General features: G+C 73.1%; 22 protein-coding genes. 11 read left to right on the top strand and 11 right to left on the bottom strand.

Translation table 11 applies throughout. From position 1 onward, the window contains the following. Nucleotides 1-2 precede the first annotated feature (2 nt). Genes AB0I91_RS28260 through AB0I91_RS28250 form a run of 3 tightly spaced genes read right to left on the bottom strand, consistent with a single transcriptional unit; the run spans nt 3 to nt 2,859 of the window. Nucleotides 3-836: an ABC transporter ATP-binding protein gene (locus AB0I91_RS28260; protein WP_498773348.1), complete on the bottom strand. Its 834-nt coding sequence runs from the start codon at nt 834-836 to the stop codon at nt 3-5. Next, entirely contained in the window at nt 833-1,861 is a 1,029-nt protein-coding gene (locus tag AB0I91_RS28255) for a FecCD family ABC transporter permease (RefSeq protein ID WP_498773346.1), read from the bottom strand. The genes AB0I91_RS28260 and AB0I91_RS28255 overlap by 4 nt, the downstream gene beginning before the upstream one ends. Beyond that, nucleotides 1,858-2,859, bottom strand: coding sequence for a FecCD family ABC transporter permease (locus AB0I91_RS28250; protein WP_499613199.1), 1,002 nt, complete (start codon nt 2,857-2,859; stop codon nt 1,858-1,860). Before AB0I91_RS28250 ends, AB0I91_RS28255 begins: the two co-directional genes overlap by 4 nt. 74 nt (nt 2,860-2,933) lie before the next feature. On the opposite strand from AB0I91_RS28250, the gene AB0I91_RS28245 reads away from it, so the two are divergent. Further along, a complete protein-coding gene (locus tag AB0I91_RS28245) occupies nt 2,934-3,413 on the top strand; it encodes a hypothetical protein (protein WP_499639630.1) in 480 nt (159 codons plus the stop codon). A gap of 18 nt (nt 3,414-3,431) precedes the next feature. On the opposite strand, the gene AB0I91_RS28240 is transcribed toward AB0I91_RS28245, so the two are convergent. Next, complete coding sequence (locus tag AB0I91_RS28240) at nt 3,432-3,836, bottom strand: DUF1304 domain-containing protein (protein ID WP_499613140.1); 405 nt, start codon at nt 3,834-3,836, stop codon at nt 3,432-3,434. A 140-nt stretch (nt 3,837-3,976) separates the two neighbouring features. Between AB0I91_RS28240 and AB0I91_RS28235 the strand changes: the two genes are divergently transcribed. The 3 genes from AB0I91_RS28235 to AB0I91_RS28225 all read left to right on the top strand — a co-directional run bounded on the left by AB0I91_RS28235 (nt 3,977) and on the right by AB0I91_RS28225 (nt 7,488). Further along, complete coding sequence (locus AB0I91_RS28235) at nt 3,977-5,011, top strand: helix-turn-helix transcriptional regulator (RefSeq protein WP_498773340.1); 1,035 nt, start codon at nt 3,977-3,979, stop codon at nt 5,009-5,011. Beyond that, entirely contained in the window at nt 5,008-5,916 is a 909-nt protein-coding gene (locus tag AB0I91_RS28230) for an NADP-dependent oxidoreductase (protein WP_499639628.1), read from the top strand. Before AB0I91_RS28235 ends, AB0I91_RS28230 begins: the two co-directional genes overlap by 4 nt. Nucleotides 5,917-5,988: 72 nt before the next feature. Beyond that, entirely contained in the window at nt 5,989-7,488 is a 1,500-nt protein-coding gene (locus AB0I91_RS28225) for a hypothetical protein (protein ID WP_498773336.1), read from the top strand. Nucleotides 7,489-7,508: 20 nt separating this feature from the next. Here AB0I91_RS28225 and AB0I91_RS28220 read toward each other — a convergent pair whose 3' ends face one another. Next, entirely contained in the window at nt 7,509-8,870 is a 1,362-nt protein-coding gene (locus tag AB0I91_RS28220; RefSeq protein WP_498773334.1) for a hypothetical protein, read from the bottom strand. Continuing rightward, nucleotides 8,870-9,721, bottom strand: a complete 852-nt coding sequence (locus tag AB0I91_RS28215) for a WXG100 family type VII secretion target (RefSeq protein ID WP_498773332.1) — start codon at nt 9,719-9,721, stop codon at nt 8,870-8,872. The genes AB0I91_RS28220 and AB0I91_RS28215 overlap by 1 nt, the downstream gene beginning before the upstream one ends. Nucleotides 9,722-9,886: 165 nt before the next feature. Here AB0I91_RS28215 and AB0I91_RS28210 point away from each other — a divergent pair, with 165 nt between their 5' ends. Beyond that, nucleotides 9,887-10,780 (top strand): class I SAM-dependent methyltransferase, encoded by an 894-nt coding sequence (locus AB0I91_RS28210; protein ID WP_498773330.1) that lies wholly within the window; start codon nt 9,887-9,889, stop codon nt 10,778-10,780. Here AB0I91_RS28210 and AB0I91_RS28205 read toward each other — a convergent pair. Further along, complete coding sequence (locus AB0I91_RS28205) at nt 10,722-11,120, bottom strand: DUF4267 domain-containing protein (RefSeq protein ID WP_498773328.1); 399 nt, start codon at nt 11,118-11,120, stop codon at nt 10,722-10,724. The two genes, AB0I91_RS28210 and AB0I91_RS28205, sit on opposite strands and share 59 nt — an antisense overlap. Nucleotides 11,121-11,210: 90 nt before the next feature. Here AB0I91_RS28205 and AB0I91_RS28200 point away from each other — a divergent pair, with 90 nt between their 5' ends. Further along, nucleotides 11,211-11,780, top strand: coding sequence for a TetR/AcrR family transcriptional regulator (locus AB0I91_RS28200; RefSeq protein WP_499613154.1), 570 nt, complete (start codon nt 11,211-11,213; stop codon nt 11,778-11,780). On the opposite strand, the gene AB0I91_RS28195 is transcribed toward AB0I91_RS28200, so the two are convergent. Next, entirely contained in the window at nt 11,777-12,184 is a 408-nt protein-coding gene (locus AB0I91_RS28195) for a PPOX class F420-dependent oxidoreductase (protein ID WP_498773325.1), read from the bottom strand. The genes AB0I91_RS28200 and AB0I91_RS28195 overlap by 4 nt on opposite strands. A 133-nt stretch (nt 12,185-12,317) precedes the next feature. Between AB0I91_RS28195 and AB0I91_RS28190 the strand changes: the two genes are divergently transcribed. The 3 genes from AB0I91_RS28190 (at nt 12,318) to AB0I91_RS28180 (ending at nt 14,873) form a co-directional block, all read left to right on the top strand. Further along, nucleotides 12,318-13,073 (top strand): SDR family NAD(P)-dependent oxidoreductase, encoded by a 756-nt coding sequence (locus AB0I91_RS28190; protein WP_499639625.1) that lies wholly within the window; start codon nt 12,318-12,320, stop codon nt 13,071-13,073. Further along, nucleotides 13,070-14,026, top strand: a complete 957-nt coding sequence (locus AB0I91_RS28185; RefSeq protein ID WP_498773322.1) for an RNA polymerase sigma-70 factor — start codon at nt 13,070-13,072, stop codon at nt 14,024-14,026. Before AB0I91_RS28190 ends, AB0I91_RS28185 begins: the two co-directional genes overlap by 4 nt. 85 nt (nt 14,027-14,111) lie before the next feature. Continuing rightward, entirely contained in the window at nt 14,112-14,873 is a 762-nt protein-coding gene (locus AB0I91_RS28180; RefSeq protein ID WP_499639623.1) for a hypothetical protein, read from the top strand. A 24-nt stretch (nt 14,874-14,897) separates the two neighbouring features. On the opposite strand, the gene AB0I91_RS28175 is transcribed toward AB0I91_RS28180, so the two are convergent. From AB0I91_RS28175 to AB0I91_RS28165, 3 genes are read right to left on the bottom strand one after another with little or no spacing between them, the layout of a single operon-like run. Continuing rightward, nucleotides 14,898-16,073 carry an FAD-dependent oxidoreductase gene (locus AB0I91_RS28175; RefSeq protein ID WP_499639621.1) on the bottom strand — a complete coding sequence of 392 codons (1,176 nt, stop codon included), beginning with the start codon at nt 16,071-16,073 and terminating at the stop codon, nt 14,898-14,900. Then, entirely contained in the window at nt 16,070-16,651 is a 582-nt protein-coding gene (locus AB0I91_RS28170; protein ID WP_498773316.1) for a PadR family transcriptional regulator, read from the bottom strand. The genes AB0I91_RS28175 and AB0I91_RS28170 overlap by 4 nt, the downstream gene beginning before the upstream one ends. Nucleotides 16,652-16,702: 51 nt before the next feature. Then, complete coding sequence (locus AB0I91_RS28165; protein ID WP_498773314.1) at nt 16,703-17,182, bottom strand: GNAT family N-acetyltransferase; 480 nt, start codon at nt 17,180-17,182, stop codon at nt 16,703-16,705. Between the two features lie 150 nt (nt 17,183-17,332). On the opposite strand from AB0I91_RS28165, the gene AB0I91_RS28160 reads away from it, so the two are divergent. Both AB0I91_RS28160 and AB0I91_RS28155 read left to right on the top strand, forming a co-directional pair. Continuing rightward, on the top strand, nt 17,333-17,905 hold the full coding sequence (locus AB0I91_RS28160) for a snapalysin family zinc-dependent metalloprotease (protein ID WP_498773312.1): 573 nt from the start codon (nt 17,333-17,335) through the stop codon (nt 17,903-17,905). A gap of 89 nt (nt 17,906-17,994) precedes the next feature. Continuing rightward, complete coding sequence (locus AB0I91_RS28155) at nt 17,995-18,369, top strand: DUF6191 domain-containing protein (protein ID WP_499639619.1); 375 nt, start codon at nt 17,995-17,997, stop codon at nt 18,367-18,369. Nucleotides 18,370-18,492 lie beyond the last annotated feature (123 nt).

The raw sequence follows: 18,492 nt of genomic DNA, 5'->3' as shown, positions 1-18,492 counted from the left end.
CGCTACGCGGTGGACGGTTGGGCGACGCGCTGCCGCCGCAACGGCACGATCAGCGGGGTGTCGGTCTCCGGGTCGGCGATCACCCGGCACGGCAGGCCGAACACGTCCTCCACCAGCTCGGCGGTCACGATGTCGGCCGGCCTGCCCTGCGCCACCACGCCGACGCCGGGCTTCATCGCGATCAGGTGGGTGGCGTAGCGGCACGCCTGGTTCAGGTCGTGCAGCACGGCGACGAGGGTGTGGTTGCCGTCCTCGTGCAGGTCGGCGCACAGGTCGAGCACCTCGACCTGGTGGGCGATGTCGAGGAACGTGGTCGGCTCGTCCAGCAGCAGGATCGACGTCTGCTGCGCCAGCACCATGGCCAGCCACACGCGTTGCCGCTGCCCGCCCGACAGCTCGTCCACCAGGCGGTCGGCCAGGTCGTGCACGCCGGTCATCCGCATCGCGCCCGCGGTGACCTCCTCGTCCTCGACGGACCACTGCCGCAGCAGCCGCTGGTGCGGGTAGCGGCCCCGGGCCACGAGTTCGCCGACGGTGATGCCGCCGGGCGCGATGGAGGTCTGCGGCAGCAGGCCCAACCGGCGGGCGACCTCCTTGGAGCGGTACGTCGAGATCGCCTGGCCGTCGAGGTACACCGCGCCGGCGCGCGGCTTGAGCATCCGCGCCAACGCCTTGAGCACGGTGGACTTGCCGCAGGCGTTGGGGCCCACGATGACGGTGAACGAGCCGTCCGGGATCTCGACGTCCAACCCGGACACGACGACGCGCTCGTCGTAGGACAGCGTCAGTCGCGCACCGCGCAGTCGTCCGGTCGGCTCCGCCTCGGGCACGGTCACGTCGCGCTCCCCTTCCGCCACTCGTGGGCCAGCAGCCACACCAGGTAGAGCCCGCCGATCGCGCCGGTGGCGATGCCGACCGGCAGCTGGGTCGTCGGGAACAGCCGTTGCACCGCGAAGTCGCTGACGACCAGCAGCAGACCCCCGGTGAGCGCCGAGGCGGCCAGACCGGGTCCGGACGCGCCGGTGAGCCGTCGGGCGACCTGCGGCGCGGCCAGGGCCACGAAGCTGATCGGCCCGGCGGCGGCCGTGGCGACGGCGGCCAGGCCGACGCTCACCGCGAGCAGCGCCAGGCGGGTCCGCTCGGCGTTCACCCCGAGGCCGGTCGCGGCGCTGTCGCCCATCTCCAGCAGCGCCAGCCGCCGGCCGAGCGCCAGCGCGCACGGCAGCAGCACGGCCAGCACCGCGGCGACCACCTGGGCCTGGTCCCAGCCCCGGTTGTTCAGGCCGCCGACCAGCCACGCCTGCGCGGCCAGCGCGCTCTCCAGCGTGGCCCGCGTGAGCAGGTAGGAGTTGGCCGCGAGCAGCATCGCGCTCACGCCGATGCCGATGAGCACCAGCCGGAAGCCCTGCACGCCCTGCTTGAGCGCCAGCAGGTAGACGGCGGTGGACGTGAGCAGGCCCGCGACGGTCGCGCCGAGCGCGGTGGCCGCCATGCTGCCCTGCGCGAGCACGAGGACCGCGATCGCGCCGGTGGCCGCGCCCTGGGTGAAGCCGATGATGTCGGGGCTGGCCAGCGGGTTGCGGGACAGGCTCTGCAGGATCGCGCCGCTGAGCGCGAGCGCCGCGCCGACCAGCAGGCCGGTGATCAGGCGTGGCAGGCGCAGCGTGAAGACGACGAAGTCGGCGTAGCCGTCGCCCTGCCCGACGACCGTGGCCAGCACCTCGCCGACGGTGAGCGGGAAGTCGCCGGTGACCATGGTGGCGACGGCGGCGGCCGCGGTCAGCAGCACGATGGCCGTGCTGACGAGCAGGGCGCGTTCGCTGATCCGCAGCGAGACGGCGGGGGTGCGGATGGTCTTCACAGCGTGGCCAACTTCCGACGCCGGCACAGCGCGATGAACACCGGCGCGCCGATGAACGCGGTGATGATGCCGACCTCCATCTCCTGCGGCGCGATGACGACGCGGCCGACGATGTCCGAGCCGAGCAGCAGGACGGGCGAGAGCACCGCGGAGTACGCGAGCACCCAGCGCTGGTCGCTGCCGCCGATCATGCGGGCCACGTGCGGCACGGTCAGCCCGACGAACGCGATCGGCCCGGCGGCGGCGGTCGCGGCGCCCGCCATGAGCGTGACGGCGAGGACGCTGAACGCGCGCGTGCGGTGGACGTTCGCACCGAGCGCCTTGCCGGTGTGGTCGCCGAGCGCCAGCACGTTGAGGTTCCGGGCGAGCAGGAACGCGATCAGGATGCCGGGCAGCACGAACGGCGAGACCTGGCCGATCAGCTCGAAGTCGCGGCCGGCGAGCGAGCCGACGTTCCAGAACCGGAACGAGTCGAACGTGTGCGTGAACAGCAGCAGGATCGCCGAGACGTAGGCGTAGAGCACGGCGGTCATCGCCGCGCCGCTGAGCACCAGCCGGTCGGGGGTGGCCGTGCCGCGGCCCGCCGCGCCCAGGACGTAGACGACGGTCGCCGTGCCCGCCGCGCCGAGCAGCGCGAACCACACGTACCCGGTGGGGCTGGTGATCCCGAAGAACGCGATGGCGGACACGATCGCCGCCGCCGCGCCCATGTTCACACCGAGCAGGCCGGGGTCGGCCAGCGGGTTGCGGGTCAACGCCTGCATCACCGCGCCGGACAGGCCGAGCGCCGCGCCGACCAGCAGGCCGAGCACGGCCCGCGGCACGCGGACGCCGCGCACGATGGCCGCGTCGCCGGTGCCGTCGTCGGCCAGCAGCAGGGCGAAGGTGTCGGCGAACGGGATGCTCTTGGTGCCGATCCACAGGCTGAGCAGCACGATCAGGCCCAGCACGCCGATCGACACCAGCAGGCCGACCCCTCGCACCGCGTCGCGCGACACCCGCACCTCCCCGAAGTTTAGGTAAGGCTAACCGACACATCGGGTGAGTCGATCGTCCGGTTAGCCTCGGTGACGTGGACGAGGACGAGGCAGCCGCGTGGCGCGGGCTGGCGGCGCTGCTGCCGCCCGACCGGGCGAGGGACGTGCTCGAGTGCCGGGACATCGGCGAGCAGGAGGCCGGGATCGACCTGCTCGTCACCGGCCTGGTCGACGGCGACGTGGCGATCAGCGGGGACGAGCGGGCGGGCATCGCCGTCATCGCCGAGGTCTGGGGCGTGCGCGAGTCGGTGGAACCGACCCTGCGCCGCTGCCGGTCCCGCGACGGCGGCCGGGTCCGGGTGGTCGACGGCGAGCCGGTCGCGGAGGACGGCCTCGTCGTGGTCCCGTGGCTCGCGTGCACCGGCTGCGATCGCGTCCTGGGCCGCGTGCACCGGCGTGAGCCGTGGGGCGACCTGTCGTACGAGGCGGTGCGCTACGTGCTGCCGCCGCGGCTGTTCGGTCCCGAGGAGGCCTGGGCGGCGTTCACCGAGCTGGTCTCCTGCGTCCACCGGTGATCGGCCGGCGACGGGTGGTCAGCTGAGGGCGAGCGCGACGATCGCGACGAGTGCCGGGGTGATCTGCGCGATCGTGCCGCCGACCCCGGCGCCCTTGGGGCGGCTCAGCGCGAGCCGGTCCGACACGCCGAGGCCGATGCCGGCCAGGACCATGAACCCGCACGTGTAGAACACGAGCGCGCGGCCGACCGCTTCGTCGCCCGTGTTCAGCGCGATCAGGCCGGCGATCGTCCCGGAGCCGAGGAACAGGTTGTACAGGCCGACGTTGAACGACCACAGCCGGACCGGTTCGACGTCCTCGGTGGGCACCTTGAACACGCCCCAGTGGACGCCGGGCCGCCGGAACAGCAGCGTCTCCCACACGAACACCAGCACGTGGATCCCCGCCGCCACCCCGGCGGCGACCTGGGCGACGGCGTTCACGACGACCACTCCCCCTCGAAGCCCTGGCGGGCGGTGCGCAGGCGTGCCTCCATGGCCCGACGGTAGGAGCGGTCCGCGACCGGCCGCCATCCCGGAAATGTGGGATGGAAGCGCGGCCGTCACCGGCGCATACTCCGAGCATGTGGGAAGGCCGGGCAGTCGGCGCGCGGCGCGAGATCGCCGCGCTGGCCGCGGCGGGCCTCGGGGTCGCCGAGCTGCACCGGGCCGCGATCGACGTGGTCGAGCGGGTCGTGCCGACCGACCTGACCTGCTGGGCGTCGCTCGACCCGGACACCGCCGTGATCAGCACGATGACCAGCGGCCCGAACGCCATCCCCGCCGAGTACGAGCCGCTGCTGGCGGCCTGCGAGTACGGCGGCGACGAGCCGCACACGTTCGCCGAGCTGGCCCGCCGCCCGGAGCCGGTGGCGCGGCTGTCGGACGTGCCGCGCCGCGACGTCGCCCGCAGCGGCAGGCTCAACGAGGTGTGGCGACCGCTCGGCCTGAGCCACGAGCTGCGCGTGGTGTTCCGGGTGGACGGCACGTGCTGGGGCGCGGCGGGCCTGGTGCGGCGCGGCGAGTTCACCGACCGGGAGGTCGACTTCGTCGCCTCCGTCGCGCCCGCGCTGGCCGCCGCGACGAGGGTGGCGGCGCGGGGCGGGAACCCCCGGGCCGGTGGCGAGCCGGCGATCGTGGTGGTCGGCCCGGACGGCGAGCCGCGTGCGGCCACGGCGGCCGCCCGGACCTGGCGGGAGGAGCTGGACGCGATCGCGCCCGGCCGGTTCGCGCTGATGCTGCGTGCCGTGGTGACCGGGGCGCGGGCGGCGCCGTCCGGCACGTTCCGGGCGCGCGTGCGCGACGCGTCCGGCGGCTGGGTCCTGCTGCAGGCCTGCCGGTTGATCGCGGAGGACGACCGCGAGACGGTGGTGACCGTCGAACGGGCGTCCGGCGCCGAGCTGCTCGGCCTGCTCCTGGCCGCCTACGGCCTCACCGCCCGGGAGCGCGAGGTGTGCCACGAGGTCATCGCCGGGCGGTCCACTTCGGACATCGCGGCCCGGCTCGTCATCTCCGCGCACACCGTGCAGGACCACTTGAAGTCGGTGTTCGGCAAGGTCGACGTGCGCAGCCGCGGTGAACTGGTCGCCAAGCTCCGCCCCGCAGAGGAGACACCGTGAAAGCCGTTGTGCTGAGCCGCTTCGGCGGGCCCGAGAGCCTGCTCCTGGACGAGGTCGAACAGCCCGGGCCGGGACCCGGCCAGGTGCGCCTGCGGGTGCGGGCGGTCGGGGTGAACCCGTACGACGCGAAGGTCCGCGCCGGCGCCATGGAAGCGTTCTTCAGCACGCCGCTGCCCACGATCCTCGGCGTCGAGGTCGCGGGCGTGGTCGACGCGGTCGGCTCGGAGGTCGACGGCTGGTCGGTCGGCGACGAGGTGCTCGGCTGGTCCGACACCGGCGCGTACGCCGAGTACGCGCTGGCCACCACGGTCGCGCGCAAGCCGGAAGGGCTGTCGTGGGAGCACGCCGTGACGCTGCCCGTGGCCGTCGAGACCACCGACCGCGTGTTCGGCCTGCTCGGCGTCGAGCCGGGCGAGACGCTGCTGGTGCACGGCGCGGCGGGCGGTGTCGGCACGATCGCCGTGCAGCTGGGCGTGCTGGCGGGGCTGCGGGTCATCGGCACCGCCGGCCCGGCCAACCAGGAGCACGTCGCCGCGCTCGGCGCCACGCCGACGACGTACGGCGAGGGCCTGGTGCGGCGGGTGCGCGCGTTGGCGCCCGAGGGTGTCGACGCGGTGTTCGACGTCGCGGGCAAGGGCGCGCTGCCCGCCTCGATCGAGCTGCGCGGCGGCACGGACCGCATCGTCACCATCGCCGACGGGGCGGCCGCCGCCGAGCTGGGCGTGGTGTTCACCGAAGGGCCGCCGCGGCGGTCCGCCGAACGCCTGGCCGAAGTGGCGGATCTCGCCGCGAAGGGCGAGCTCGTCACCACCGTCGGCCGGGCGTTCCCGCTGGCCGACGCCGCCGCGGCGCACCGGGCCGCCGCCGAGGGGCACGGGCGCGGGAAGCTCGTGCTGACCGCCTGAGCCCTGGACACTTGGTCACACCTGCCTGTAACACATGGTTGACAAGTACCGGCAGGAGTCCGAGGAGGTCCGATGGCGGCACGGGACATGGATCGACGCGCGTTGCTGCGCCACGCCGGGGCGGCGGGTGCGGTCGGGGCGCTCTCGACGCTGTTCGGTAACGTGCCCGCGATGGGTCAGCCGGCGACGACTCCGTTCGACCTGCACTTCGCGGTGGCGCACAAGCACCGCCCGTTCGACCTGGTCGCGCCGCGGTTCGTGCAGTACGACAGCGCGATCACACCACCGGTCACCACGGCGGACACGCTGGTCGGCACCGGTGTCCGGCCCCGTGCGCCGTTCGGGTCGGTGCTGGTGGAGGTGCAGCGCGCCGAGGGCGTGGTGGTGGCGGGCCTGGCCGGCGGCGGCACGTCCGTGCTCGGCACGCTCGACGCGACCACCGGCAAGGCGACGATCGAGGTGACCACCGGCGGCGCGACGACCACGCTGAAGTCCGCCGACGTGCGCGTGACCGGCGCGTTCCGGTTCGCCGTCGTGGTCAACGAGAACGCGGTCACCGTCCTGGTCGACACCACCGGCACGGGCACCGGCTGGCAGCCCGTGCTGACCGAGCGGGACGGCGTGCGCGCGCTGGTCGACCTGCGGGTGCCCGCGGTGCTGGGCGGCCTCGACTACGCCTACGGCGGGCGCGGCGGCGACGTGCGGCTGGGCCGGGTGCGCGCGGGCTACTTCGGCCAGGCCGGCGTCCGCGACCCGCACGTGGTGCAGCACGCCGACGGCAGGCCGTTCATCCGCGACGGCAAGCTGTACCTGACCATGACCAACGCCGGGCTGGGCTTCTTCCAGCAGGCGCACTGGGCGGTGTGGACGATCGACCTGGCCGACCCGTCCCGCCTGGAGCAGGTCGCGATCCTGTTCTTCGAGCGCGACGGCGTGGTGCTGGGCGACCACGCCGGGCAGGTCGTGTACGACGACCGCACCGGCCGGTTCATCCTGCTCATGAGCTCGTGGGGCGACTTCGCGTTCCGGGGCGTGCACATCCGGCACGCCGCGACCACCGCGAACGTGCTGCGCGGCGTGCACGTGCTGCGCACCGAGCGGCTGCCGCTGCCGACCTCCGTCAGCTCGTGGGACCCGGCGCTGACCCGCGTGAACGACCGCTGGCACCTCGCGTTCGTGGAGAGCGAGGCGCAGCAGCCCGCGTTCGTCTTCCACCCGGCGCTCGCGGTCGCCGCCCCCGGCGCGGACTACACGCGGACGCGGCTGGTCGGCGCGGACACCGCCGTGGACCAGACCGAGGGCACGATCATCCAGCGGGTCGGCCGCGAGTGGTACCTCTTCGCCAGCGACGGCGACGCGCGCAACTACCCCGTGTACGACCTGGCGATGCGCAAGCTGGGCACGCTCGACGCGCCGTACGGCACGAACATCCCGCACCCGATGCTGCTGCCGGTCGGCCGCGAGTGGTGGCTGATCACGTTCGACGGCACGCAGTACGCCGAGCACGTGCTGGGGTACGGCGGTCACGGCGACCTGATCGTGATGCGCAGCCCGGCCCCCGGCCGCGGTTAGCCGGGGGGCGGGCGCGCGCACTACCCCTGCAACTGCTTCTCCTTGGCGAAGAACTCCTTGATCAGGTTGTCGCGCACCCGTGCGCCGTCCGCGGCGTACGGGCCGCCGGGTCCGGTGAGCTGCTCGATCTGGTCGAGCAGGACCAGGTTCTGGTCCCGGTGGGCGGGGTTCGGGGTGAGCTGCTGCCCGTTGAGGGTCACCGGGTTGCCCTGGACGTAGTCGCGCAGGCCGTTCCAGTCGGTCGGGGGTTGGCCCGGCGGCGGCTGGTAGGCCAGTCGCGGCGGGTTGCCGTTGGCGTCGTGGTGGGCGTTCTCGTTGACCAGCACGTTCTGGTACTCCAGCAACGTGTTGTGCGAGTTGTGGTGGTTGAAGCCGTGCTCGTTCTGCCTGGCGTGCCCGACCTCGTGCACCAGCGTCGCGTTGTCGTTGTGCTGGTCGTCGAGCATGAGCAGGTTGCTGTCGCCGTTGTAGGCGCCGCCGCCCTGCATGTCGAGGGCGTCCTTGGCCGGGGTGCCGGCGAAGTCCGGGTCGGCCATGAGGTCCGGCGGGAAGCCCATCATCTCGCCGAGGGTCATCCCCTGCTGCTCGGGGGTGAGGCCGTGGCGGTTGCCCGGCGGCAGGTCCATGACCGGCGTGTCGAGGGTGTACGGGCGGCCGTCCGGCCGGTTGCCCGTGGGCACGACGACCGCGCCGACGTCGTTGTTCACGCCGAGCTGCTGCCGGATGTCGCCGATGCGGTCGCCGATCGGCCTGGGGTCCGGGTTCGGCATCGGCGTGGCGTTCGGCGGTGGCGACATCGGGCCGTCACCGGTCACCTCGGGAGGCGGCGGCACGGTGCCGTTGTCGCCGTCGGCGCGGTCGCCCTGACCGCCCGTGCCGCCGTCGGAACGCCCGCCCGACGAGCCGGGCGGTCCCTGGTAGACGTCGTTGTCCTGCCCGATGCTGTTCAGGTCGTCGGTGATGTCGCTGTCGGTCGTGCGCATCGTCTCGGCCGAGTCGCGGACCTTCTGGGCGGCGTTGGCGGCGGCGTCCGCGGCGGCCTTGGTCGTGTCCGCGCCCTGGCTGATCGTCGTGTTCAGCGGTGACGCGATCATGCTGCCGAACGCGCCGTACGCGTCGGCCGTGGCCTGGTGCGAGCCGAGGTTCTGGCTCGTCGTGGTGAGGCCGGCGCCCAGGTTGTCGAGGTTCTGCGCCTGCCAGTCCAGGTTGTCCAGGCTCATCGCGCTGCCGTTGTCGCTGATCTGGTAGAAGTCCGAGAACGGGTTGGGCGAGGGCGGCGGGCTGACCTCGTACCGGTCGCTGAACGGGTTGCTGGTCGTGCTGGTGGTGCTGTCCGGGCTGCCGGGCGGCGGCGTGGAGCCACCGCCTCCGTGGCGGGCCATCAGACGGCCGCCTTCGACTGGTCCGGCGCGCCGCTCTTGCCGTCGCCGTAGAAGTCGCCGTACCCGCCGCCCGCCTTGACCGACTCGTGCACGATGCCGCCCGCGTCGCCGAACCGCGAGAAGCCCTGCGCGATCGAGCCCATCGAACCGCCGAGCTTGCCCAGCCGCGCGGCCTGCCTGCCCAGCGCGGCGATCAGCTTGGCGATCCGGGCGCCGATCTGCACGGCCAGCGCGGTGGCCGCCCCGACCGCGTACCCGATGAACCCGACGATGGACGCACCCAGGGTGAACACCGCGGCCGCCGCCGCGATCAACGCGCCCTTGACGAGCTGGGCGAGCAGGCCGGCGATCAGGTCGCGCACGATGTCGCGCAGGATGATGATCAGCGTGCCGGTCACCGCCGTGACGCGCGCCGTGCCGTCCACGACCTCGGCCAGCGAGTCCAGCTCGCCGCCGAGCCGGTCCATGCTCTGCCTGAACGCCTCGGCCGCCTTGCCCTCCCAGCCGGTGAACTGGTCCATCGCGGTCTTGTGCAGCTCGGCCTGGTCGCGGATCTGCTTGGCGTCGGCCTTCACCAGCTCGATGTGCGCCTGGATGGCGTCGCGGTCGCCCATCAGCATGTCCAGCGGCTCGCGCAGGAAGCTGACGTGCTCGATCAGCCACCCGATCCCGGCCGCGAGCAGCGTGCCGATCGGGTCGATCGCCAGCGCCACCGTCGAGGCGACCACGTCGATCGCGCCGAACGTGATGTCCAGCACGCGTTCGGTCTCGCTCTGCGCGTCACCCTCGATCGTCTTGACGAAGCTCGCGTAGCTCTCGAAGATCCCGGCTCCGGTCCACTGGTCGGTCATCGCCGGCCCTCCCCGGCCGCGTCGCCGCCGTGCCCTCGCGTTCCCACGGAAATCTCTCCCCCTGCTCGGATTCGTTCAGGTGACAGTGCAGCGCGACACGCCAACGACTGACCAACGTCCGGCCAACTCCCGGTGACGACCTGCGGCGTTTGGCATGCTCGGAGCGTGACGAACCACAGCGAGGAAGCTCTGCGGGCACTGGCGGGCGGCGACGTCGACGGCGCGAGGGAGGCGCTGCGCGGTGGGGGCACACCGCTGGCGGCGGCGTTGGCCGAGCACCTGGCGGCGGCGCGGACCGGCTCGGTGTACGACCAGCCCGCGGCGTTCGAGGCGTTCATCGACGGTGGCGGCAACGTGGGCCTGTACCGGGCGGTCACCGAGGCGTTGGCGCGGGTGTACGCGCGGGCGCGGCCGTCGAGCCTGCTGGACGTCGGCTGCGGTGACGGGCGGGCGCTGCGGCCCGTCCTGGCCTCGGAGCACGCGCCGGCCTCGGTGACGCTGGTCGAGCCGTCCGCGGCGCTGCTCGACGAGGCGGTGCGGGCGCTGGCCGGGTACGACGTCGACGCCCGGCGCACGAGGGTGGAGCCGTTCGCGGCGGCGTTGCCGGCGGACGCGGTGTTCGACGTGGCGCAGTCGACGTTCGCCCTGCACACGCTGCCGCACGAGGTGCGCGACGGCGTGCTGGCCGACCTGGTCGGGCACGTCGGGGTGCTCGCCGTGGTCGAGTTCGACGTGCCGGACCTGCCGCCCGCGAGCCCGGAGCACCTCAGGTTCCTGGCCGAGGCCTACGAACGCGGGCTGGCCGAGTACGAGGAGGACCGGGACCTGGTGGCGCAGGGGTTCCTGATGCCGGTGCTGACCGGCCAGCTGGTGCCGGGCGCGACCCGGGCCACCTGGGAGCAGCCCGCGGCGCGGTGGGCGGAGCAGGTCGAGCGGGCCGGGTTCACCGAGGTCCGGGTCACCCGGCTGCACGACTACTGGTGGTCCCCCGCGTTCCTGCTCACGGCCGCGGGGTCGCCCGCTTCCGGGTCTCCCACAGCAGCGACGCCGCCACGATGAGCACCAGCACGGCCGCCGAGCCGTGCACGGCCAGCGCGTAGGCCACCGTGCCGCCGTTGGTGAACACGGCGACGCAGTCGCCGATCGGGATGACCGCGTCGGCCAGCACCACCCAGCCGAGGGCGCGGCGGTGCCGGAACAGCAGCAGGATCAGCGCGGTGAGCGCGTAGGCGATGTCGCGGACGCCCTTGACCACGAAGTACCCCGGTTCCCGCGGCCAGGGGTCGATGCCGAACCCCGCCGCCGCGCTCTGCGGGTCGAGCAGGAAGCCGAGGCCGAAGTAGAGGCCGGCGAGGACGACGAGCGCGGCGAGGACCGTGTTGATCCGGTGGTGGGACATGTCCCGACTCCTGGTGCTAGCAGTGCTAGGTACGAGAGCGACACTAGCTCGCCGTGCGCTCGAATGTCTAGCGCTGCTAGCATCCGGGGTGTGTCCATCCAGGAGCGCCGTGAGCGCGAACGCGCCGAGCGCGGGCGGCTGATCGTCGACGCGGCCAGGGAGCTGGCCGAGGCCGAGGGGTGGGACGCGGTCACCACCCGTCGGCTGGCCGAGCGCGTCGAGTACAGCCAACCGGTGCTCTACAGCCACTTCAAGGGCAAGGACGCGATCGTGCGCGCGGTGGCCGTGCAGGGTTTCGCCGACATGACCGAGCGCCTGCGCGCCGCCCGCACGGCCCACCGCTCGCCCGCGCGGGCGCTACGCGCCCTGGCGATGGCCTACCTGGACTTCGCCGCCGAGCGGCCCGCGCTGTACGAGGCGATGTTCGTGCGCGAGGTCGACCTGTCGTTCGGCACCGCCGAGTCGCCGCCCGAGCTGCGGGCCGCGTTCGGCGAGTTCGTGGCCGCCGTCGGGCCCCTGGCCGGTGACGACGACGTGGAGACCAGGACCGAGGTGTTCTGGAGCGCGCTGCACGGCCAGGCCACCCTCGACCACGGTCGCCGCCTGCGCCCCGGCCACCGCCGGGCCCGCCTGGACCTGCTGCTGGGCCGCTTCTCCTAGTGCACGGTCTTCCGCGCCGCGTACCACTCGTCACCGACGGGCTCGCCCGCGAGGTTCCAGCTCCAGGACACGGTCGGCGTGATGCGCAGGTAGGTGCCGGGCCCGACCATGCCGACCCGGTCGAACGGCTGGGCCGCGTCGCCGTACACGCGGATGCCGCGAGCCACGAACGGTTCGAGTGACACCAGGTCGTCGACCACCAGCGCCACCTTGTGGTTCCCGGCGGCGACGTTGCGGAACTTCCGGGTGTCGCGCACGGTCGCGCCGCCGCCGACCCACAGGACCTCGCCGTCGAACTCGACGGCCACCGGCACCACGTCGGGCTGCCCGCCCGCGCCGAGGGTCGCCAACCGACCGAGCGGCTGCGACCGCAGGTACGCGATCTCCTCATCGGTGAAGGCCATACCGCAAGCTACCGACCTGCTGCGGGCACCGCACGCCGTCGCAGCCCCAGTGTTGCCCGGCCGGATGTCACAGGTGCCGGTGCTGTCTCGTCTCGGGTTGCGACAAGGAGTCGACGCGGGACAGGAGCAGGTCATGGGCGAGCACGGGGTCGCGCTGGTCACCGGGGCGAACAAGGGGATCGGGCGCGGGGTCGCGGGGCGGCTCGCGGCGCTGGGCTTCACGGTCCTGGTCGGCGCGCGGGACCGGCGGCGCGGCGAGGAGGCCGCCGAGGCGTTGCGCGCGGCGGGTGGCGACGCGCACGCGGTCACGTTGGACGTCACCGACCAGACCACCGTCGATGAGGTCGCGAGGCAGGTCGAGGAGCGCTTCGGCCGCCTCGACGTGCTGGTCAACAACGCGGGCATCACCGGTTCCGGGCAGGTCTCGCCCGCGGACGCGCACGACCAGGTGCCGAGCACCGTCGACCTGGACATGGTCCGGGCGGTGTTCGAGACCAACGTCTTCGGGGTGATCGCGGTGACCAACGCCGTGCTGCCGCTGCTGCGGCGCTCACCCGCGCCGCGCGTGGTGAACGTCAGCAGCCACGCCGCGTCCCTGACCCTCACCAGCGACCCCGCCGGCCCGTTCGCCGCGCTGCTGCCGTCGGCGGCGTACTCGCCGTCCAAGTCCGCGTTGAACGCGCTGACCGTGCAGTACGCCAACGAGCTGCGAAAGGACGGCGTGCTCGTCAACGCGGTCGCGCCCGGCTACGTCGACACCGACAGCAACAACCACACCGGGTTCCTCACCGTCGAGCAGGGCGCCTCGGTCGTGGTGCAGCTGGCCACGCTCGGCGCGGACGGACCGACCGGTGGGTTCTTCGGCGCGGAAGGCCCGGTGTCCTGGTGACCCGTGACGAGGAGTTCGAGCAGCTGCGGCCGCTGCTGTTCTCGATCGCCTACCGGATCCTGGGCAGCGTCGCCGAGGCCGAGGACGCGGTCCAGGAGACCTGGTTGCGCCACGACGCCTCCCCGACCCGACCGGCGTCGACCAAGGCGTTCCTCGCCGCGGTGGTCACCCGGATCTCGATCGACGTGCTGCGCTCGGCCCGCGTCCGGCGCGAGCGGTACGTCGGGCCGTGGTTCCCCGAACCGCTGCTCACCGACCCGTACCAGGACCCGGAGCGGTCGGCGGAGCTGGCGGACTCGCTGTCCATGGCGGCGCTGCTCCTGCTGGAGCGGCTCTCCCCGCTCGAACGGGCGGTGTTCGTGCTGCGGGAGGTGTTCGGGTTCGGCTTCCCCGAGGTCGCGGCGGCGGTGGGTCGGTCGGAGGCGGCGTGCCGCCAGCTCGCGGTGCGGGCGCGCCGGCACATGGACGCGGGCCGGCCCCGGTTCGAGGCCGACCGGCGGGAGCGCGAGGAACTCGCCGGGCGGTTCTTCGACGCCTTCCGGGAAGGGGACGTGGACGGCGTGCGCGAGCTGCTCGCCGCCGACGTGCACCTGGTCGGCGACGCCGGCGGCAAGGCGCCGCAGTGGGCCGGGCGGTTCGTCGGCGCGGAGAAGGTGGCCCGGGTGCTCACCGCGCTCGTGCCGCCGTTCGTCCGGATCGGCGGTGTGGTCGAGCCGCGGCAGGTCAACGGCGAGCCGGGCGCGGTGTTCCGCGACCGGGACGGCAAGGTGGTCAACACCTGGGCGCTCGACATCCTCGACGGCCGGGTCCGGACGATCCGCACGGTGATCAACCCCGACAAGCTCGGGCACGTCGGCCCGGTGGCGGACGCGTGGGCGGTGCTCCGCGAGACGACGGCGGCCGGTGTCGGGTGTTCGCCGGACACCGGCGGAACCGCTGGTCCCCTAACGTGACGATCAGCTGTCGCACCGGCGCGCGGGCACCCGCCGCCAAGACGACGGACTCCCCGATCGACACCCACCCCGGAGGACGCGCGCCGTGACCACCCCATCGACACCCGGTCGTCGGCGAAGGCCGGGCAAGGGCTTCGTGGCGGTCCTCGCCACCGGTCTCCTGCTCGCCGCGTGCGGAGGTGGCGGCGGCAACGGGGGCACGCCTCCGGCTCCTCCGACCGCTCCCAGCGTCCGGTCGATCGAAGAGGTGAAGGCGGGCACCATCGAGGGCTGGGACGCCTGCGAGATGTTCGCCGACCACGTGCGCGAGCTCGCCGAGTTCCTCGACTACCAGAAGTTCGCCGACGACCTGCTCAGCACGAACGGCACGAACACGGCCGGGGTCAAGCTCTGCGAGGGGCGTGCCCTCTTCTACGACGACCCCAGGCACGCGAGCAGCGACGCCGAGGGGAGGATCTCCATCGGGTTCGGCAACGCCAACATGGAGGGCCACCTCTACCACGAAGAGAAGTACAAGACGCCGACCGGGCGCTACGACCTGAAGTTGCAGCTCATGCGCGACGTCTACGCGAAATCGGGCGGCAACGCGGCCGAGCGCACCGCGGACGGTCCGTGGGACAAGGCGACCGTCCTGCTGGGGGACACCGGCACCGGCACGACTCTCAGCGCCTTCATCGTGGACACCAAGCGCGACTTCATGCTCGAGCTGACCTTCAGCGGCCTGGACATGAAGTACCACGGGGACAAGATGACGTGGGACTGGGACAAGGCCGCGAAGCACTTCCGCGAGGTCACGGCGGTGAACGCCTACCAGGCGATGGCCGATCGCTACGACAAGACGCACTGAGACCGGAAGGGCTCGCCTCAGGCACTAGGCGTGGCTGAGGGTGTCGTCCCACTCGATCCGGTGGTCGAACTGCCAGGTGAACTTCGCCGGGTCGACGAACTTGAACGCCAGCGGCATCAGGGCGTCCCGAAGCAGGCGGCCGACGGGACCGGCGGCCTTGTCGCGGTTGGTCCGCGCGGCCTGGGCGATGATCCGCTCCACCCGGCCGCGGCGCAGCGCCTCGTAGGCCCGGAACGCCTCGTCGTACGGGAGGTCGCGCAGGCAGCGGGCCAGTTGCACGGCGCTCTCGAACGCCAGCGAGGCGCCCTGGCCCGAGCTCGGCGACGTGGCGTGCGCGGCGTCGCCGACCAGGACCAGCCTGCCGCGGCTCCACTTCGGCACGCTCGGCACGTCCTCCAACGCGCCCGTCACGACCAGGTCGGCCGGGTCGGTGGCGGCGATCATCCGCGCGGCGGGCGTGCGGTCGGCGGCGAAGGCCTCGCCCAGCACGGCCAGCCACCGCCGCGGGCTCGTGGCCCTGGCCTCGGCCGTGGTCAGCGGTGTCCGGCGGGGCAGGTTGGCGAACCAGCCGCCGGAGCCGTCGTCGTCGACCTGGTAGCCGAAGAACGCGCGCTTGCCCGACACGAGCCGCATCGCGCCGCCGGAGGACGGCTCACCGGTCCGCGCCAGCCGCGCGCCGAAGCCGAGCAGGCCGGTGTGCCGCGGGCCCGGCGCGCCCGGGTCGATGACCCGCCGCACGGTCGACCGGATGCCGTCCGCGCCGACCAGCAGGTCGGCGTCCACCTCGGAGCCGTCGGCGAAGCGCGCCGTGACGTGCGTGCCGCGGTCGACGGCGTCGACGAGGTCCCGGCCGTGCTCGATGGCGATCCCGCGCCGGACCGCCTCGTCGCGCAGCACGCGGTAGAGGTCGTAGCGCCACACCAGCAGCTGCGGCGGCTCGCTGCCGAACCGGCCGAGCGTCTTGCCCGTCCAGCTCTGCAACTCCATCGCGGTGATCGGCGTGCCGATCTCGCGCACCGCGTCGGCCAGGCCCACCACCTCCAGGGCCTGCAAGCCGTTGGGCGCGATGCTGAGCGCGCCGCCCGAGCCGTCGGCCGTCCGGTCGTACCGCTCGTGGACGGTCGCCTCGATCCCGGCCTTGCGCAGGGCCAGCGCGGCCACGGGCCCGCCGATGCCGCCGCCGATGACGGTCGCTCTCATCGTTCCTCCTCGTGGAAGCCCGCCCACAGCGGGCGCCAGTCGTCGATGCGCTCCAGGAAGTGCCGGACGAACGCCACCTCGGCGTTCAGCAGCGCGATGCGGTACTCCTCCTCGACCAGGAAGAGCGGGTGCGCGTCGGCGCCGGCCAGGATCGCCTCGGCCTCGTCCAGCTGCCGGCGCAGCCCGTCCAGCCGGTCGCGCAGGAGGACGACGACCTCGTCCGGGTGCAGGGCCGCGATCATGGACAGGGCCGCGACGAACCGCGGGTGCTCGTGCACCGGTTCGGCGACGAGCTCGCGCATCCAGTCCTTCAGCTCGGCGCGGCCGGCGTCGGTCAACGCGTAGACCGTGCGCTCCGGCCGCTGCCCCTCGCGGGACGTCCCGTGCTCCACGATGAACCCGGCCTTCGCGAGCTGCCCGAACACCATGTAGAGCGAGCCGTGGGTGAACTTGATGCTGCGATCGTCACCGTGCGCCCGCATGAGCCGGCTCAGCTCGTAGGGGTGCAGGGGCTCGCGGACGAGATAGCCGAGCACCGCCAACCCGAGCAGGTTGCCGACCTTCCGCTTGGACTTCACCGCCACCTCCTAGTCAACTCTGACTATCCATGAGCAACTAGTCAGAGTCAACTATTCCTGCCGGCGTTCCATGCACACCAGGCCGGGCCGGTCGTCCCACGAGCCGACCCGGGTGAAGCCGAGGCGTTCGTAGAGGCCGATGGCGCCCTGCCGCCAGTGCCACACGGACAAGCGCACCGAGGCCGCACCGATGTCGGCGGCGTGTCCGAGCACCGCGCCGACCAGCGCCTTCGCCGCCCCCTTGCCCCGCCGGGCCGGGTCCACCCACAGCCGCTTGACCTCCAGCGAGCCGCCGGTCGAAGGGGACGCCACCACGCAGCCCACCGCGTTCCCGCCGGTCTCGGCCACCCACACGGTGTCGGCGGCGAACGCGGCCCGCGGGTCGAGCACCTCGGCCCGGTAGCGCGGCGGCAGGTCCCCGACGGCGGACACCGCGACGCCCTTCTCGGCCTCGGTCCGCAGGTGGTAGGCGAGCAGGAGGGGCGCGAGCGCCTGGTCGCGCCACTGGGAAACGGTGGTCTCGGCTGTCATGGCCGCAGCTTCACACGGCGGACGCACCCGACCACAGCCGAACAACCCTACGTATGGGGCTGGTGACAACCGGCTACGCACTGGTTCGTTGGGTGGCGGGAGCCTCCCCTGTCACACGGCTCCCCTTCCCTGTACCCCAAGGAGACCACCATGCTCGTACGAAAGGCCGTCGGCGTCCTCGCCGGCGTGCTGGGCCTGCTGCTGCCGCTGGTCGCGGTGGCGGCGCCCGCCGCGTCGGCGGAGCCGCAGGCCCTGGTGCGCACCCTGTACTACGACGTGAGCCAGGCCCAGGAGTTCACCGCGGACTGGGATCTCGCCGCGACGAACTGGAACAACTCGGTGTCCAACGTCAGGCTGGCCCGCCGGACCTCCACCTCCGGCGTCAACATCCGCATCCTCGCGGACAACGGCTGGCCGCGGGCCTACGTGTCGTCGCTCGGCAACGGCACCGTCTACATGGGACGCCAGGCCGTCCAGCAGGGCTACTACCGGCCGCGGATCTCGACGCACGAGATCGGGCACATCCTCGGCCTGCCGGACCGGCGGACCGGCCTGTGCGCCGACCTGATGTCCGGCTCCAGCGCGCCGGTGTCGTGCCGCAACGACCTGCCGAACGCCGCCGAGCGCGCCGAGGTCGACCGCCGGTTCGCCGGCTCGTTCGCCCCGGCCGACGTGCGTGCGGCGGGTTACACGGGCAGCAGCACGGAGTGCTTCGTGTACTGACCCGCGCGCCTCGTGGGGTGGCTTCGCGCCACCCCACGAGGCACCCGGAACCGCGACGCTCCCCCGCCCGTTCGGGTGGTGTGGACGCGGTGGAGACGGTGTTGGCGTGGAGCATCCCCGGCGGGACGTTGTCGGTGGTCGGGATCGCGGTCTACGAACTGCTGCGCCAACGCCGCCGCAAGCGCGCCGGCACACCGCTGGCCACGACGACCGTCAACGAGATCACGGCGATGTTCTACGGCTCCAAGCGGATGGAACTCGACCACCGCGACTCCGTGGCCGTGATGCGCGAGGAAGACGCCCAGGGCGCACCACCGCTCGCGGTCGACCTCGACCACGGGGTGGTGAGGCTGTCCCCGCACCGCTCGACCTCGCCGCTACCCCGATCCGACGTCGACCGTGACCGGCGTCGTGGGAGGGCGCAGGACGCGGCGCAGGAAGACGAGCACGACCGTCTGTCCTGAGAGCAGGACGCACACGGCGAACCACGTGATCGCGGTGGATGTTTCCGGGCGCGCCGCGCGGAACCTCGCCCGGTGGAGCGAGGTGTTCCGCGAGGACGCCCGTCAGTTGCCGCGCAGCCTGTC

Source organism: Actinosynnema sp. NPDC049800 (assembly GCF_040656635.1).
GTDB lineage: Bacteria > Actinomycetota > Actinomycetes > Mycobacteriales > Pseudonocardiaceae > Actinosynnema.
The sequence above is the reverse complement of the archived record's forward strand: the minus strand, read 5'-3'. Positions and strand labels throughout refer to the sequence as shown.